At 70.9% G+C, this 15,757-nt stretch carries 16 protein-coding genes; 8 read left to right on the top strand and 8 right to left on the bottom strand.

Annotation, left to right across the window (positions count from 1 at the left end; translation table 11 throughout):
- Nucleotides 1-42 precede the first annotated feature (42 nt).
- The gene (locus IL992_RS13425) at nt 43-705 is read left to right on the top strand and encodes a DUF6461 domain-containing protein (protein WP_193203667.1); all 663 of its coding nucleotides are present in this window, start codon (nt 43-45) and stop codon (nt 703-705) included.
- 61 nt (nt 706-766) lie between these two features.
- The gene (locus IL992_RS13420; protein WP_193203666.1) at nt 767-1,174 is read left to right on the top strand and encodes a VOC family protein; all 408 of its coding nucleotides are present in this window, start codon (nt 767-769) and stop codon (nt 1,172-1,174) included.
- 35 nt (nt 1,175-1,209) lie between these two features.
- Here the strand turns inward: IL992_RS13420 and IL992_RS13415 are convergent, their stop codons facing one another.
- The gene (locus IL992_RS13415; protein ID WP_319018526.1) at nt 1,210-1,656 is read right to left on the bottom strand and encodes an ester cyclase; all 447 of its coding nucleotides are present in this window, start codon (nt 1,654-1,656) and stop codon (nt 1,210-1,212) included.
- A gap of 169 nt (nt 1,657-1,825) precedes the next feature.
- Between IL992_RS13415 and IL992_RS13410 the strand changes: the two genes are divergently transcribed.
- Both IL992_RS13410 and IL992_RS13405 read left to right on the top strand, forming a co-directional pair.
- The gene (locus tag IL992_RS13410) at nt 1,826-2,800 is read left to right on the top strand and encodes a GlxA family transcriptional regulator (RefSeq protein ID WP_193203665.1); all 975 of its coding nucleotides are present in this window, start codon (nt 1,826-1,828) and stop codon (nt 2,798-2,800) included.
- Nucleotides 2,797-3,417: a DJ-1/PfpI family protein gene (locus tag IL992_RS13405; RefSeq protein ID WP_193203664.1), complete on the top strand. Its 621-nt coding sequence runs from the start codon at nt 2,797-2,799 to the stop codon at nt 3,415-3,417. The genes IL992_RS13410 and IL992_RS13405 overlap by 4 nt, the downstream gene beginning before the upstream one ends.
- A gap of 7 nt (nt 3,418-3,424) precedes the next feature.
- Here the strand turns inward: IL992_RS13405 and IL992_RS13400 are convergent, their stop codons facing one another.
- From IL992_RS13400 to IL992_RS13380, 5 genes are all read right to left on the bottom strand, one after another.
- Complete coding sequence (locus tag IL992_RS13400; protein ID WP_193203663.1) at nt 3,425-4,069, bottom strand: DUF2306 domain-containing protein; 645 nt, start codon at nt 4,067-4,069, stop codon at nt 3,425-3,427.
- 240 nt (nt 4,070-4,309) lie between these two features.
- Nucleotides 4,310-4,729, bottom strand: coding sequence for a hypothetical protein (locus IL992_RS13395; protein ID WP_193203662.1), 420 nt, complete (start codon nt 4,727-4,729; stop codon nt 4,310-4,312).
- 156 nt (nt 4,730-4,885) lie between these two features.
- On the bottom strand, nt 4,886-5,368 hold the full coding sequence (locus tag IL992_RS13390; RefSeq protein ID WP_193203661.1) for a GntR family transcriptional regulator: 483 nt from the start codon (nt 5,366-5,368) through the stop codon (nt 4,886-4,888).
- Between the two features lie 94 nt (nt 5,369-5,462).
- The gene (locus IL992_RS13385; protein WP_193203660.1) at nt 5,463-6,140 is read right to left on the bottom strand and encodes a JAB domain-containing protein; all 678 of its coding nucleotides are present in this window, start codon (nt 6,138-6,140) and stop codon (nt 5,463-5,465) included.
- 52 nt (nt 6,141-6,192) lie between these two features.
- Nucleotides 6,193-6,930 carry a GntR family transcriptional regulator gene (locus IL992_RS13380; RefSeq protein WP_079315738.1) on the bottom strand — a complete coding sequence of 246 codons (738 nt, stop codon included), beginning with the start codon at nt 6,928-6,930 and terminating at the stop codon, nt 6,193-6,195.
- Nucleotides 6,931-7,151: 221 nt separating this feature from the next.
- Here IL992_RS13380 and IL992_RS13375 point away from each other — a divergent pair, with 221 nt between their 5' ends.
- The 4 genes from IL992_RS13375 to IL992_RS13360 all read left to right on the top strand — a co-directional run bounded on the left by IL992_RS13375 (nt 7,152) and on the right by IL992_RS13360 (nt 10,903).
- Nucleotides 7,152-7,364: a hypothetical protein gene (locus IL992_RS13375; RefSeq protein WP_226872860.1), complete on the top strand. Its 213-nt coding sequence runs from the start codon at nt 7,152-7,154 to the stop codon at nt 7,362-7,364.
- Between the two features lie 278 nt (nt 7,365-7,642).
- Entirely contained in the window at nt 7,643-8,557 is a 915-nt protein-coding gene (dapA, locus tag IL992_RS13370; protein ID WP_193203659.1) for a 4-hydroxy-tetrahydrodipicolinate synthase, read from the top strand.
- Nucleotides 8,558-8,670: 113 nt separating this feature from the next.
- Entirely contained in the window at nt 8,671-10,356 is a 1,686-nt protein-coding gene (locus IL992_RS13365) for a ribonuclease J (RefSeq protein WP_193203658.1), read from the top strand.
- 49 nt (nt 10,357-10,405) lie between these two features.
- Nucleotides 10,406-10,903: a DUF402 domain-containing protein gene (locus IL992_RS13360; protein WP_193203657.1), complete on the top strand. Its 498-nt coding sequence runs from the start codon at nt 10,406-10,408 to the stop codon at nt 10,901-10,903.
- Nucleotides 10,904-10,910: 7 nt separating this feature from the next.
- Here IL992_RS13360 and IL992_RS13355 read toward each other — a convergent pair whose 3' ends face one another.
- Nucleotides 10,911-12,443 carry a DHA2 family efflux MFS transporter permease subunit gene (locus IL992_RS13355; RefSeq protein ID WP_193203656.1) on the bottom strand — a complete coding sequence of 511 codons (1,533 nt, stop codon included), beginning with the start codon at nt 12,441-12,443 and terminating at the stop codon, nt 10,911-10,913.
- A 31-nt stretch (nt 12,444-12,474) separates the two neighbouring features.
- A complete protein-coding gene (locus IL992_RS13350) occupies nt 12,475-15,705 on the bottom strand; it encodes a BTAD domain-containing putative transcriptional regulator (protein WP_193203655.1) in 3,231 nt (1,076 codons plus the stop codon).
- Nucleotides 15,706-15,757: the final 52 nt, after the last annotated feature.

Raw genomic sequence — 15,757 nt, 5'->3', positions numbered from 1 at the left:
CGCTCAGGCGGATTGTCGGTGTGACCTGCCAGCATGGCGCGCATGACGACGACCGATCCCTTGACCCCGTTCCAGTGGCTCAACGGGTCTCGGTACGGGGGTGGCGGACCGCTGGGCGAGATTTTCAGCGTGGCCTTCTTCCGCGGACTTGGCCCGGCGGAGGTGGTGCGGCGTTTCAGCCGGGGCGAGGACTCGGGCCAGGAGTCGGACTTCGCCGGACTCGACGACAAGGTGTACGAGTTCCTCAACGAGACGGACGGCGGAGACGGCGGGGGCCACGTGGGCGTCTTCCCGGCCGGCGAGTGGTGCGTGGCCGTCGAGCCCTTCGGCTGGATGGTCACGCTCCACGAGGTGGTGACCACGCTGTCGCGGGGCTGCGAGGTGGTGGCGGTCACCCGGCACGACTACGCCGCCGAGCACAGCTTCGAGTACGCGATCGACGGCACGATCGTCACCGGCTACCGGCTGCGGCACCCGTACGAGCGTCATGGCTCCGACCCCGACCGGCTCAACGGCTTCATGCGCGAGCTGGGCATGGGACTGGACACGCCGGAGGACGACGACGCGTGGGACGCGGTCTGGGAGGGCAACCACGTCACCGCCGTGCCGAGGGGCTTCGCCCTGGCGGCAAAGATCACCGGGGTGCCGTTCACGCGGGACATGCTCGGGCGCCCGATGCTCGTGGGGCCCATCCTGGAAAGGTGATGGGCTTGGGGCCGAAATCTCAGTACGCGGAAATGTCGGTGGCGCGAACTAGGGTTCGGCCATGACCACGGATGAGAGTCTCTTCTCTGCGATCGGCCGCATGGTGGTGCTCGTCGACGACCCCGACGAGGCGCTGGGCTTCTACCGCGACGTCCTCGGCTTCGCCGTCCTCCACGACTACGTGGCGGATGGCTATCGCTTCCTGCACATCGGGCTGCCCGGACAGGAGGGGGTGGGCCTGTGGCTGATGCCGATCACCTCCGAGCAGCAGCGCGAGCTCATCGGCCGGCAGACCGGCGGGCAGCCGCTGCTCGTCCTCTACACCGCTGACCTCGACGTGGTCGCCAAGCGGCTGCGCGAGCACGGCGTACGGGTCTGGGACGAGCGCGAGGACCCCGACAGCCGCTCCCTGCACTTCGCCGACCTGTACGGCAACGTCATCGTCGTGGCCCAGTTGCTGGGACGCTGACACATCCCCGCGTGCGGCGGTCCCTGCCGCACGCGTCAAGAGTCCGGCGGCGGTTCGAGGCGGATGCCGAGCTGGGAGTAGAGCTCCAGTTGGTCGTAGTAGTCCCGATCGGTAATGATCTTTCCGTTCTCGACCGCGCAGGCACAACTGCCCCGGACCGTTATACGACGGCCCGTTGCGGCTGCCACCCGGCCGTCCGGCAGCAGGAGCGGGCCCATATGGGTGCCGGTCATCGTGTACTCGGTGAAGGCGGGGTCTTCGCAGGGGGCCTTGTACCAGGCGGTGTAGCAAATGTCGGGGAAGACCTTGCAGAGGTCCTCGTAGCTCCATGCGATTTGATCACGGCCCTCCGCGACGCCCGTGGGGCTGACATACACGGCGTTGGGCGCGTAACAGTCCAGCACGTTGTAGAGGTCGTGACGGTTGATGGCGGCGAAGAGTCTGTCTTTGAGTTCTCGAGCGCTCGGCATCGTCCTGGACACCTCCTTGGCACTCCGACATCCGGCAGCGCCGCAGAGGCCTAGTTCAAATCTAACAAGCGCTTCATTGCCGGGCGTTCGGTCGGTCTCGTCACGATGGACGCACTGGTGGCGTAATGTGCAATATCCGTGTCGTTGACGCCATGAGGCCCTGCTCGGAAGCATTGAGGGCATGCAGCGACGCGTGGTCATCGTGATCTTCGATGGCTTCCAGATGTTCGACCTCGCCGGGCCGGCCGACGTCTTCACCACGGCGAATCTGCTCGTGCCCGAGCCCGGCTACCGGGTCGAGGTGACGGCCGTGCGCGCCGGGGCCGTACCGGCCCAGAACGGGATCACGACCCTCGTGCAGACTCCGCTGGGCGAGGTCGCGGGGCCGATCGACACGCTGCTGGTCGTGGGCGGGCTGTCCGTGCCCGAGCACCTGCGCGATCGGGAGCTGGTCGGGGGCGTCGCCAGGCTGGCGGCCGGGGCCGGGCGCGTCGCCTCCGTCTGCAACGGGAGCTTCCTCCTCGCGGAGGCCGGGCTGCTGGGTGGCAGGCGAGCGACCACCCACTGGCTGGTCGCGGGCGAGATGGCCGACCGCTACCCGGACGTCGAGGTGGACGCCGATCCCATCTACATCCGGGACGGGAACGTCTGGACCTCGGCCGGGGTCAGCTCCGGAGTGGATCTCGCCCTGGCGCTCGTGGCCGACGACCACGGTCACAAGGTAGCCCGGAATGTCGCCCGCGGACTCGTGGTGTATCTGCACCGTCCGGGCGGACAGAGCCAATTCAGCGCCCCCATGCGGGCCGCCGTTCCCCGCGCCGAGCCGCTGCGCGATATCCAGGCGTTCATCGACGCCAACCCGGCCGAGGACCTGAGCGTGCCCGCGCTCGCCCAGCGGACGGGGATGAGTGAGCGGCACTTCTCCCGTGTCTTCACCGAGCAGATCGGAGTCTCGCCCGGCAGGTATGTCGAACGCAGCAGGGCCGACGCCGCCCGGCGGCTGCTGGAGACCACCGGTTACCCCCTGGACAGGGTGGCCAGGGAGTCGGGACTCGGTGCGCCCGAGACCCTCTACCGGGTCTTCCGCCGCCACTGGCGCGTCTCACCCGGCGACTACCGTCGCCGGTTCCGATCGAAGGAAAGCAGCAGATCATGAACATCGCCATCCCCCTCTACCCCCGGTTCACCGCGCTCGACGCCGTCGGGCCGTACACGGTGCTCGCCTTCGCGCCGGGCTGCACGGTCACGTTCGTCGCGGCCGAGCCCGGGCCGGTGCTCGACGACCGGGGGAGCCTCAGCCTCGCCGCCACCGCGTCGTACGCGGACCTGCCCGTGCCGGACGTGGTCGTCGTGCCCGGAGGACCAGGGACGATCGAGGCGCTGTCCGACGCGGAACTGCTGGGCTGGATCGCGCGGGCCCACGAGCGCACCCGGTGGACGACCTCGGTGTGCAGCGGCTCGTTCCTGCTGGGCGCGGCGGGGCTGCTGAAGGGCCGCAGGGCGACGACCCACTGGGGATGGCTCGACCAGCTCGCCGGATTCGGCGCCGAGCCGGTCAGCGAGCGCGTGGTGATCGACGGCAAGATCGTGACAGCGGCGGGTGTTTCCTCAGGCATCGACATGGCCCTGACCCTGCTGGCCGAGATGCGCGACGAGGAGACGGCGCAGGCCGTGCAGCTCGCGATCGAGTACGACCCGCGGCCGCCCTTCGAGGCCGGCAACCCGAAGACCGCCCCGGCGGGCCTGAGCGGCAAGGCGATGGCCCTCATCTGACCGGCTCTCACTGTCCAGGCGCGAGACGGGCTTCGGACCGGCGCCGCCTGATGATGCTCTCGACCACGATCAGGTTGACGACCCAGCCCAGCGCCTGACCGATCGGAATCATCGAGGTCGCGAGTTCTCCCATCGATCCCGGATCGGCCCCGCGGAAGGGGATCTGGACCAGCAGGAGCAGGGGAACGAGGATGCGCGCGGTGACCGCGAGGAACGTCAGCGCGTAGTTGCGCATCATCCAGTTGCGGTGACTGTCGAAGTCGCCCCGACGGGCGGCACGGTACGCGAGACCAGCGGTGATCAGCCACAGGGCGGCGGCGGTCGTGAGGCCGACCTGCGTCATGAGGCGGCCCGACCACAGCGCGACCGGGATCGTGGCCACCGCGGACGGCAGCACCCCGGCGAGGAGATAGACCCGGCCGAGCGTCCGGTGAATCCGCCTGCGCGCCCGCACCTTGGGCATGAACTGCAGAGAGCCGAGCACGAGCGCGACCGCGGCGGTCCCGATATGACCGACCAGAACGTAGTAGTGGAGGCTGTCGCGCACATCGAGGCGGCTGCTGCCGATATCGAGGCCCAAGTACGGATAGACGAGCACCGAAGTCGCGATGACCGCGACGATGAAGATCACCCATGCCGTTCGCCTGTGCATAGCCGGGAGCCTCGCAGGCGCGGCCTGCCTCGGCATCCACCTCCGGATGGCAGTGCACGTACGCGAATCGGCGTACGCATTCCGTCGTCTCACGCCGGACGACTCGGGGGTTGCCGCCGTGCGACTCGTGATCAGCTACAACCCGGAGGCGACAGCTGGAGGGATACGAGTCTCGTCGGGCGACTGCCCTGTACCCGAGGAAGCGCGGAGGGGGATTGAGGAGTCGCCCGACGTTCGCGGCTACGCTTCGAGGCCCTCACTCTTGGCGATCACACGAGCGACCTTGTCGGAGAACTCCTCCCGCCACGCCTTCTGGATCCGGATTTCGTCCAGCACGACGGCGAAGGCGCTGCGGAACTCCTCCAACGTCTGGCGGATTGCGGCTGTGTCGGCGCGCAGCTCGTCCTGTCCCTTGCGGAGCTCGTCCGTGATTGCGAGCAGCTCGTCCTGTCCCTTGCGGAGCTCGTCCTGGCCGGTACGCAGTTCGGCTGTGATGGTGCGGAGCTCTTCCTGTCCCTTCTGCAGCTCGTGCTGACCCGTGCGCAGATCGCTCATCTGCTCACCGCACTTGATCAGCATGGCGTTCTGCAGCCGGACATCGCTCCTGATGCCGGTGATTTCCTGCTCTACGGCGTCGATGCGTTCCTCGGTCTGTGGCATGCCCGACAGGATAGGGACGCCGGGACGATCACGCACGGTGAAATCGCGATCTCTCTGCGTCCAGATCCTGTCGCTCGGCTCTGTCGATGTGGTCGGGCACGGGTTGGGATGGGGTCGCTGTCACAAAGCGTCTCTGCCTGAGTTCGCGGGCGGTGGTCAGTCCTCTGTCGGCCAGTTCTCCGGCGGGGACACGTAGGTGCCGCGATGGGGGACGGTGAACACCCATCCCTGCTTGCGAAGGAAGTCCACGGCGTTGCGGGCGGTGGCCTTGGCCACACCGTACTGCTTCATCAGCGCCTTCTCTGGAGGGATGCGCCGATTGGGAACGAGGTCTCCGCTGCGGATCTGTTCCACGATCTCAGCCGCTATGCGCTGGTAGACCGGCGTCCGTTCGGCTGACCGTGGAGTGCCCGGCTGTCCGACGAACGTTCCTTCGCCTTGAACGGTGTAGACGAGCCCCTGCTCGCGAAGCTCTCGGGTGACGCGTCGTGCCGTGAGGCGGGCGATGCCGAATTCGGCTTCCAGTTCCGTCTCGCTTGGAACGGCGTCACCCGGCTCCAGGTCGCCGTGATCGATCTGCTCACGGATGATCTCGGCGATCTGCTTGTAGATCGGCACCGGACCGTCGCGATCAATCATGAAGGAATGATAGACGAAACCGGACGTCTACCTACAAAGCAGACAACTACCAGAGAGATGTAGATGAGTAGTAGACCGCTATAGCTAAGATGGTCTACAGCTTGTCAAGCTGATCGTCACCCGCGATCCGGCGCCAGGCGGTGTCGGTGACGATCACGTGGTCGAGGAAGCGGAGGCCGACGGTGTCGGCGGCCTCGTGGAGGCGGGCCGTGACCTCGACGTCGGCCGGGCTGGGGTCGAGCGATCCGCTCGGGTGGTTGTGGGCGAGGCCGAAGGCGGCCCCGCCGGAGAGGAGGACGGTCGTGACGATGTCGCGGACGGGCGCGGGGGTGTGGTCGCTGCCGCCCTCGGTGATCACGGTCCGGCGCAGCACGGCGCCGCGGCCGTCGCACACGACCACGACCAGTCGCTCGCGCGGCTGTCCGTGCAGCAGGGGAGCGGCAGCCGAAGCGATGTCGGCCGAGCAGGTGATCCGGCTTCGCTCCGGCTCCGCCTGGGCCCGCCGTACGAGATGGAACGCGGCCGCCACGCGGGCGGCCTTGGCGGGGCCCACACCGGGGACGGCGAGCAGCCGATGGGCCTCGGAGCGGGCCAGCTCGCCGAGGTCGCCGCAGTGGGCGATGAGCTGGGAGGCGAGCTCGACGGCGCTCACGCCCCTGCTGCCCGAGCCGAGCAGCAGGGCGAGCAACTCCCTGTCGGCGAGCGCCGCGGCTCCCGACGCCAGCAGCCGCTCACGCGGCTGGTCGGCCAGGGGCATGTCCTTGACGCGCATCGGCACCTCCGGATGGGGGATCCGGATCGGTTGTATCAGTGGGCACCGACAGTCAGAGGGGGCTGGGAATGCCGTAGACCAGGCGGAATCTGTCGCCGGGCACCACGGCGTCGCTGGTCTCGACCGGGCGCTCCCCGGCCCAGTACGTGCGCTCGATCTGGAGCACCTGGACGCCGGCGGGCAGCTCAAGCAGGTCGCTCTCGGTCGGCTGGGGGACACGGATGAGCACGGTCTCGCTGATCTCGGTGAGCGGCAGGCCGCTCGCCGCGAGCCGGAAGGCCGCGCTCCTGCGTTCGTACGTGCCCTCCTCGGGTGCCTGGCTCTGCCCGGGCTCGACCGGTTCGTACGAGGTGAGCAACTGCACCGGGCGGCCGTCCCCGCGGAAGACGTAACGAGTCCTGATCACCGGGCTGCACTCGCCGACGCGCAACCGGTGAGCGATGTCGGGAGGGGCGTCGGCGAGCTCGCTGCGCCAGCTCCAGCTGGGTTGCCGCCCGCCCGCCTGCATGTCGCTGGCGAAGGCGGCGTGCGGTTCGGGGAGGCGGCTGCGATGGAGCGGGAGCAGGATCGGTTTCTCCCGCACCCGGTGTCCGGAGCCCACCCGGCCGATGATGAGGCCCTCCTGGGCGAGCACGCGCAGCGCGTGGCGGGCGGCCGTCTCTCCGACGCTGTACTTCCGGGTGATCTGGTGCCGCGAGGGGATCGGTGCGCCCGGAGGGAGCGTGCCGTCGACGATCTGGCGGCGAATGTCCTCGACTACGCGCAGGTAGACCGGATCAGAGTTTGCCATCAATCCATCCCTGAGGGGGTGACGGGTCCTCCAAATCTTGGCGTATTCGCCGGGCGACCGAGAGTGACGGAGATGGCCTGTGACTCCAACTTTGCCTGGTGAAAGGGCTGCTAATGGGTGATTGTGCCGCTAAGCGGCCAGGTGCCGATATTCCCCTCCCGCCGCCCTATCACGGCATCCATGCCGGCCCTCCCAGGGACGGGCACAGGAGGATCAACTGGATGAAGCCCACCAATCGCAGCGATCGCGTGCGGGTGCGCCGCCACACGTGTGAGTGCAAGGCGACGATCTACGAACTGTGCGCGGCGGGCGGGTTGTGGTTCATCCGGCGGACGACACGGGGCAAGAAGGTGGAGATCCGCGAGACCGAGCGGCTCGTCGCCGCGCGGATGGAGGAGCTGTGGGTGAGACTCCTCTCGGGGGAGGTCCACTGATCCGCCACGATGTTCCCCGCTGAGGACCTGCCACCGGCCCCACGACCGCACCTCGGGGGCGCAGAAGCCGCTGTTCGCGGCGTTCCGGAAAAATTTCGCCAGCGGTGTGTAACGTCCGCGTAAGGAGCGGCGATTCCCGGTTAGAGGTCGCTGATGTGTGTACCCCCGAGCACATATCGGCGGCCTCTTCCGCTGTCTGCGGCGCCTCCGGGGGCGGTACTGGACATAACGGGGTGGCGAGGTCCATCACTCCTGCGGATCCGGGTACCGTTCGGTCTATGGCATCGCCTACTGGAACCTCCGACGCCCCCTTCGGCCGCACGCTGACCGCCATGGTCACGCCGTTCACCTCTGACGGCGCCGTCGACTACGAGGGCGTCCAGCGGCTCGCCGCCTATCTCGTGGACGAGCAGCGCAACGACGGCCTGGTCGTCAGCGGCACCACGGGGGAGTCCCCCACCACCTCCGACGAGGAGAAGGACCGCATCCTCCGCGCGGTCGTCGAGGCCGTGGGCGACCGGGCCACCGTCGTGGCCGGCGCCGGCACCAACGACACGCGGCACAGCGTGGAGCTGGCCAAGGCCGCCGAACGCGCGGGTGCGCACGGTCTCCTGGTGGTGACCCCCTACTACAACAAACCGCCGCAGGAGGGTCTGCTCCGGCACTTCACCGCCGTCGCGGACGCGACCGGTCTTCCGGTGATGCTGTACGACATTCCCGGCCGCGCCGGGGTGCCGATCACGATCGAGACCCTGTTCCGGCTGGCCGAGCATCCGCGCGTCGCCGCCGTCAAGGACGCCAAGGGCGACCTGTTCGCGGGCTCGCAGGTGATGGCCTCCACCGACCTCGTCTTCTACTCCGGCGACGACCTGCTGAACCTGCCGTGGCTCTCGGTCGGGGCGGCGGGGTACGTCAGCGTGGTGGGCCACGTGGTGGGCGCCGAGCTGGCCTCGATGGCCGACTCCTACCGGTCCGGTGACGTCGAGAACGCACTGGCCGTCCACCGTCAGCTCCTTCCGGTGGTCTCGGCGATCATGACGCGCACCCAGGGGGCGATCATGGTCAAGGCGGCGTTGAAGCTGGTGGGCCAGGACGCGGGGTACGTCCGGCCGCCGCTCGTGGACGCCACGGAGGAGCAGATCACAGCGCTTCGGGAGGACCTCATCACGGGGGGCCTCAAGCTTGTGGATTAGATCAACAGATGGAGCCGAATGAGCGAGTTGAACAGAAGAAACGAAGATAGGGAACCGCGCGTGAGCGCGCACCGCGAGGGGCCCCAGGACGAGCGCGGGGCGGAGGGCGCGGAATGAGTCATCCGCATCCCGAACTCGGGCCGCCTCCGGCGCTGCCGGAAAACGGCCTGCGTATCGTCGCGCTGGGCGGTCTCGGCGAGATCGGCCGCAATATGGCGGTCTTCGAGTACGACGGCCGTCTGCTCGTGGTGGACTGCGGCGTGCTGTTCCCCGAGCCCGACCAGCCGGGCGTCGATCTCATCCTGCCCGACTTCGACTACATACGGGGGCGGCTCGACGACATCGAGGCGCTCGTGCTCACGCACGCGCACGAGGACCACATCGGTGCGGTGCCGTACCTGCTGCGGGAGCGGCGTGACATCCCGATCGTCGGCTCGCGGCTGACGCTCGGGCTCATCGAGAGCAAGCTGACCGAGCACCGGATGCAGCCGGTCAAGGTCGAGGTGATCGAGGGCGAGCGGCGCTCGTTCGGGCCGTTCGAGTGCGAGTTCGTCTCGGTCAACCACTCGATCCCCGACGCGCTGGCCGTGGCGATCCGCACCCCGGCGGGCCTCGTCCTGCACACCGGCGACTTCAAGATGGACCAGCTTCCGCTGGACGGGCGGCTGACCGACCTCGGGGCGTTCGCCCGGCTCGGGGCCGAGGGCGTCGACCTGCTGATGTCCGACTCCACCAACTCGGAGGTGCCGGGCTTCGTCACCAGCGAGCGGGAGATCGCGCCGGTCATCGACGACGTCTTCCGCAGCGCGTCCAAGCGGATCATCGTGGCGAGCTTCGCCTCGCACATCCACCGCGTTCAGCAGATCATGGACGCGGCCGAGAAGCACGGCCGCAAGGTCGCGCTCATCGGCAGGTCGATGGTCCGCAACATGGGCGTGGCGCGCGAACTCGGCTACCTGAAGGTGCCCGGGGGCCTGCTCGTGGACTCCCGGGAGATCGAGGAGTGGCCGCCGGAGGACGTGGTGCTGATCTGCACCGGTTCCCAGGGCGAGCCCATGGCGGCGCTGTCGCGCATGGCCAACCGCGACCACCCGATCAGGATCGCCGAGGGCGACACCGTCCTGCTCGCCTCGTCGCTCGTGCCGGGCAACGAGACGGCGGTCAGCAAGGTCATCAACGGCCTCAACCGCTGGGGCGCGCGGGTGGTCCACAAGGGCAACGCGCGGGTGCACGTCTCCGGCCACGCCGCCGCGGGTGAGCTGCTGTACGTGCTCAACCTCACCAAGCCGTCCAACTTCATGCCGGTGCACGGGGAGTGGCGGCACTTGCGGGCGCACGCCCGGCTGGCCGAGCTGACCGGCGTGCCCACGGAGAACATCGTGATCGCCGAGGACGGCGTGGTCGTGGACCTCGTCGACGGCCAGGCGAGGATCACCGGCGCGGTCCCGTGCGGGTACGTCTTCGTGGACGGCACCTCGGTGGGCGACATCACCGACGTGGCGCTCAAGGACCGGCGGATCCTGGGCGACGAGGGGTTCATCTCCATCGTCGTGGTGGTGGACTCCACCACCGGGAAGCTCACCGGCGGACCGGAGATCACCGCGCGCGGCTCGGGCATCGACCCCGACGCGTTCGACGCGGTCATCCCGCAGATCGAGGCCGCGCTGCAGGAGGTCGCCGCGTCGGGGGTGGCCGACGAGATGCAGATCCGCCGGACCATCCGGCGTACGGTGGGCCGCTGGGTGAGCGACACCTACCGCCGCCGTCCGATGATCATCCCGGTGGTCGTCGAGGTCTAGGGAACAATCCCGTTGTACTCGGAGACGGGCGTGGCGTAGCGTCCCGCCCGTGTCCGAGGTGAGGATCATCTACCGCAAGTACGGCGGGTCGCTCCATTGGCACCACCACGCGCGCGTGCTGGGCGAGGACGAGCACGGAGTCTGGGTCGGCTGTCCCTCCGGGATGGTCGCCCAGCGGGGGCACGAGCCTCCGACGGTCTTCGAGTTCGCGTCCGTCATCCTGTTTCCCCGCGACGCGTGGTGGACGGCGGCGTTCAACGCGCCGCCGCACAAGGCGGAGATCTACTGCGACATCACGACGGTCCCGGTGCGCGGCGACGCCCGGATCACGATGGTCGACCTCGACCTCGACGTGCTCCGGATGCGCGACGGACGGCTGATCCTGGACGACGAGGACGAGTTCGCCGAGCACCAGGTGCGGTACGCCTACCCGCAGGAGATCATCCGCCAGGCGGAGCGGTCGGCCGCCTGGCTGATGGAGGCCGTGGGCGCGCGTACCGGCCCCTTCGGCGGCGCCCACGACCGCTGGCTGTCCCAAGTCACGTGATCGGGGATCACTTGACCGGAACCGGCTCGTCCACGGTCTCGGGGATCACCTTGGGCACGCCGCGCAGCGCGAACGGCACGGCGACCGCGAGCACGAGCAGGATGGCCGCGCCGGTCAGCACGGTGACGTGGATGCCTTCGACGAACGCCTGCCGCGCCGCCCGGGCGACGGCCCCCGAGGCGTCGCCCGGGAGCGCGGCGGCGGCCTTCAGCGCCCCCGCGAGCGTGTCGCGGGCCTCGGCCGCCGCGCCCCCGGGCAGGCCGGGCGGAAGCACCAGGCCGTTCCGGTAGGCGCTGGTCAGCACGGTGCCGAGCACGGCGATGCCGAGCGCGCCGCCCATCTCGTGGGCGGTCTCCGAGATCGCGCTCGCCGCGCCCGCCCGTTCCTTGGGCACCGAGGCGAGCAGCGTGTCGCCGGTCACCGCGAACGTGAAGCCCATCCCGACGCCCTGGATGATCATGGCGGCGAGCATGTAGAGGTAGGGCGTCTCGATGTCGATCCTGCTGAACAGGATGAACCCGATCGCGGTCAGCACCAGTCCGAGGCTGACGACCGGCCCGCGGCCCCACCGGTGCACGAGCACTCCGGACAGCGCGCCGCCGAGGCCCCCGGCGAGGCCGCCAGGCATGCCGGCGAGCCCGGCGGTCAGCGGCGACCAGCCCATGACGAGCTGGAAGTACTGCGCGAAGACCACCGACATGGCGAGCATCGCGAAGACCGCGACCAGTTCGGCGCCGACCGTGGCCGCGAACGCGCGCCGCCGGAAGAGCGCGATGTCGATCAGCGGCTCGGCCAGGCGGGTCTGCCTGCGGACGAACACGACCAGCGCGGCGACCGCGATCACCGCCGCGACGATCACGGGCGCCTGGGCGACGCCGCCGGTCGTGGCCTCCTTCATCGCGTAGATCAGGCCGAGCACGCCCACGGCGGACAGCGGGACGCTGACGAGGTCGAGCCGTCCGGGACGGGGGTTGCGCGACTCGGGCAGCACGACGAGCCCGGCGATCAGGACGGCCACGACGACGGGCACGTTGATCAGGAAGACCGAGCCCCACCAGAAGCGGTCGAGCAGCAGGCCGCCGACGATCGGCCCGAGGGCGAACCCGACCGCGCCCACGCTGCTCCAGATGCCGACCGCGGTGGTCCGCTCCTTCGCGTCGGGGAACACGTTGCGGATCAGCGACAGCGTCGAGGGCATGATCGTCGCGCCGGCCACGCCGAGCAGGGCGCGGGCGGCGATCAGCAGCGGCGCGCTCGGCGCGTACGCCGTCAGCACCGAGGTCGCGCCGAAGGAGGCCAATCCGACGAGCAGCAGCCGCCTGCGCCCGATCCGGTCGCCGAGGTTGCCCATGGTGACGAGCAGCGCGGCCAGCGCGAAGCCGTAGATGTCGGCGATCCACAGCAACTGGGTGGCCGAGGGCGCCAGGTCCTCGCCGAGCTTCGGCAGGGCGAGGTGCAGCACGGTGAGGTCGAGGGACAGCAGGAGCATGGCCAGGCAGGCGATGACCAGCGTGCCCCACTTGCGGGAGGTGTCGTTCATGGCCGTCAGCGTGCGCGCGTACGCTGACGGCTCACCCACCGAGCGCTGACAGGTTCCCTTCGACGATGGTCAGCGCCGCCGCATCCGTGTCCGCTGAGATCGCCATCCGCTCGCGCGCGTACGCCCTGCCCTGGCCGTACGCCCGGTCGAACGCGTCGCCGCCGAGGGCGGCCCGGGAACGCGCCTCGACCCGGGCGACGTCCGGGTCGCCCGCGGCCGGAGCCCCGCGCAGGGCGGCGCCCACGCCCAGCAGCCACGCGGACCGCCCAGGATCCCCCTCCAGCAGCGCGACGCCCGCGACTCCCTCCGCGACCGCGGCGGTCATCCCGAAGCTGCGGCGGGTGCCGGGCACGGTGGTGAGGGCGCGGCGGTGCCACGCCAGCGCCTCGGCGGCCGACTCGGAGTTCTGCGCGGCCCAGCCGAGCGCGAGGTAGACGCGCGAGCGCGTCTCCTCGACGTTGAACCACGCGGTCGTGCACTCCGCCAGGGCCGCCTCGTACCGGCGCCGGGCCCCGGCCATGTCGCCGTCCAGCCTGGCGAGCTCGCCGAGCCCGAGGAGCGCTGCGGCGAGCACCTCCGGGGCGCCCCTGCGGCGGGACAGCGCGGTGGCGCGGTCGTAGTCGTCTTTCGCGGCGTCCACGCGTCCGGAGCGCATCCGTGCCCAGGCGCGCCGGCAGAGGGTCTCCGCGACGTCCGAGGTCGCGCCGAGCCGCTCGGCCAGCTCAAGCGCCTCGTTCACCAGCGCCTCGACCTGTTCGTGGTCTCCCCGCCGGTCGGCGACGTCCGCCACCGCGGACAGGATGATCACCAGGACCCACAGGTCGCCGATGGAACGGGCCTCTCGGAGCGCTTCTGCGAGCTCCTGCTCCGCCTCCGCGAGCCGACCGTCGAACATCTTCAGATACGAGAGGCTGAAGCGGCTGAGCGTTCGCGTCCACGGGTCGCGCTTGAGCGCGTCGAACAGGCCCCCCATGTCGTGAAACTCCTCCCGCGGGGGCGGGCCGTTGATCAAGGCGTGCAGAACGAGGAGGAACGGCTGCCGGGGCGGCATGGGCAGGGTGTAGGTCCGCCGGACGGCCTCGGCCACGCGGGTGTCCAGGCCGGGGCCGCTCATTCCGCCCCAGCCCACGAGGCAGGCGCACACGATGTACTCCTCTTCCAGCCCCTCGGGCGGCGCGGAGCCGATCCTGCCGAGCAGTTCGGCGGCCAGCCGGGCCGCCTCCCCGCGCAGGCCGCGCAGAATCCAGTAGCCGGTCGTGGCCGACAGCAGCCGCAGCCCGCCCTCCGCGTCGCCCGCGCGGGCGGCCCGGCGCAGCGCGGCGGTGAGATTCTCGTGCTCGCCGTCCAGTCGGCGCAGCCACTCGATCTGGTCCGGCCCGCGCAGGTGCGGGTCGGCCGTGGCGGCCAGGTCCAGGACGTACGCGAGGTGGGCCTTCCGCAGGGGTTCGCTCTCGCCGGCCTCGGCCAGCCGTTCCGCGCAGAACGCCCGGATCGTCTCCAGCATCCGGTAGCGGTCGTCCACCACCTCGACGAGGGACTTGTCCACCAGGGAGGCGAGCACGCCGTCGGTGTCGGGCAGGCCGCACACCCGCTCGGCCGCCTCCAGCGTCGCGCCGCCCGCGAAGACCGTCAGGCGCCGGGCGAGTGCGCGTTCCGGCTCGTCGAGCAGGTCCCAGCTCCACTCGACGACCGCGCGCAGCGTCCGGTGGCGCGGCTGCGCCGTACGGCTGCCGCGCGACAGCAGCGCGAAACGGGGCGCGTCGCCCTCCGACTCGGAATCGCCGGTCCCGAGACGGGCGGCGATCCGGGCCAGGGGCAGCGAGCGCAGCCGCGCCGCGGCCAGCTCGACGGCCAGCGGCAGCCCGTCCAGCGCCCGGCAGATCCGCAGCACGTGCTCGACGTCGCCGGGCGCGAGGACGAAGCCGGGCCGTACGGCGGCCGCCCGCTCGACGAACAGCCGCACGGCCGGATAGGCGAGCGCGTCCTCGACGGCGGGCAAGCTGCCGGGCGGGGGGACCCGCAGTGGGGGAACCGGGCACAGGCGCTCGCCGGTGATGCCGAGCGCCTCCCGGCCGGTGGCCAGCACGCGCAGGGCGGGGCACGCCGCGAGCAGCCGGTCGGCGAGCCAGGCCGCCTCCTCCACGACGTGCTCGCAGTTGTCGAGCACCAGCAGCATCGGCCGCAGGGTCAGGGCGGCCACCAGGCGGGCGACGGGATCGGCGGTGCCCTGCCGAGTCCCGGGAGTGGGGATGGCCACGGCGGTCTCGCGCAGCCCGAGCGCGCCGAGCACGGCCTGCGGCACGTCGGCGCCGTCGGTGAGCGGGGCCAGTTCCACGAGGCAGACCTCGCCCGGCCACCGGGTGGCCGCCTCGACCGCCAGCCGGGTCTTCCCGGTGCCGCCCGGGCCGGTGAGCGTCACCAGCCGCGCCTCGGCGAGCAGCGCGCCGATGCGCTCCAGCTCGTCGGCGCGGCCCACGAGCGAGGTGAGCGGGACCGGCCGCCCGCCGGGCGCGGCGGAGGCGGGAGCGAGGGCCGGATCGGAGCGCAGCACCGCGAGGTGGATCGCGGACAGCTCGGCCGACGGGTCGGCGCCCAGCTCGTCGGCGAGGACCCGCCGGGCGTTGTTGTAGGCGGCCAGCGCCTCCGCCGGGCGGCCCGCGGCGTACAGCGCGCGCATGAGCTGCCCGCGCGAGCGCTCCCGCAGCGGGTGCGCGGCGACCCGTTCCTGGAGGTCAGGGAGCAGGTCGCGGTGCCGTCCGAGGGCCAGGCCCGCCTCGGCGAGGTCCTCGGCCGCCGACAGGCGCAGCTCCTCCAGCCGGGCCGCCTGGGCGGGCGCGAACGGCGCGTCGGGCACGTCCGCGAGCGCCGGCCCGCGCCACAGCGCGAGCGCGGTGCCGAGGAGATTGGCGGCCCGGGCGGGGTCGCCCGCGTCGAGCGCCCGCCGCCCCTCGGCCGCCAGCCGTTCGAAGCGCGACGCGTCCACGTCGTCCGGGTCCACCGCCAGCCGGTAGCCCGCCGGTTCCCGGACGACCAGGTCGCCGAGATGCCGGCGCAGCCGCGACACCTGGGCCTGCAGCGCGTTGTCCGCCCCCGACGGAGGCTCGGCGCCGTACAGGCCGTCGATCAGGCGGTCGGTGGTGACGACCCGCCCCGCGTTGAGGAGCAGCAGGCCGAGCAGCGCCCGCAGCCCCGGCCCGCCGACCGGGGCCGGGCGCTCACCGTCGGGCCGGGCCTCCGTCGGGCCGAGGATGCCGAACCGCATGCCTTCGATTGTGTCGCAGATCATGTCCCGGCCGGCGACGCCGGCCACGCAT

Origin of the sequence: Microbispora sitophila (genome assembly GCF_014892245.1) — a bacterium.
GTDB classification, from domain to species: domain Bacteria; phylum Actinomycetota; class Actinomycetes; order Streptosporangiales; family Streptosporangiaceae; genus Microbispora; species Microbispora siamensis.
This window is presented reverse-complemented; position numbering and strand designations above follow the sequence as displayed.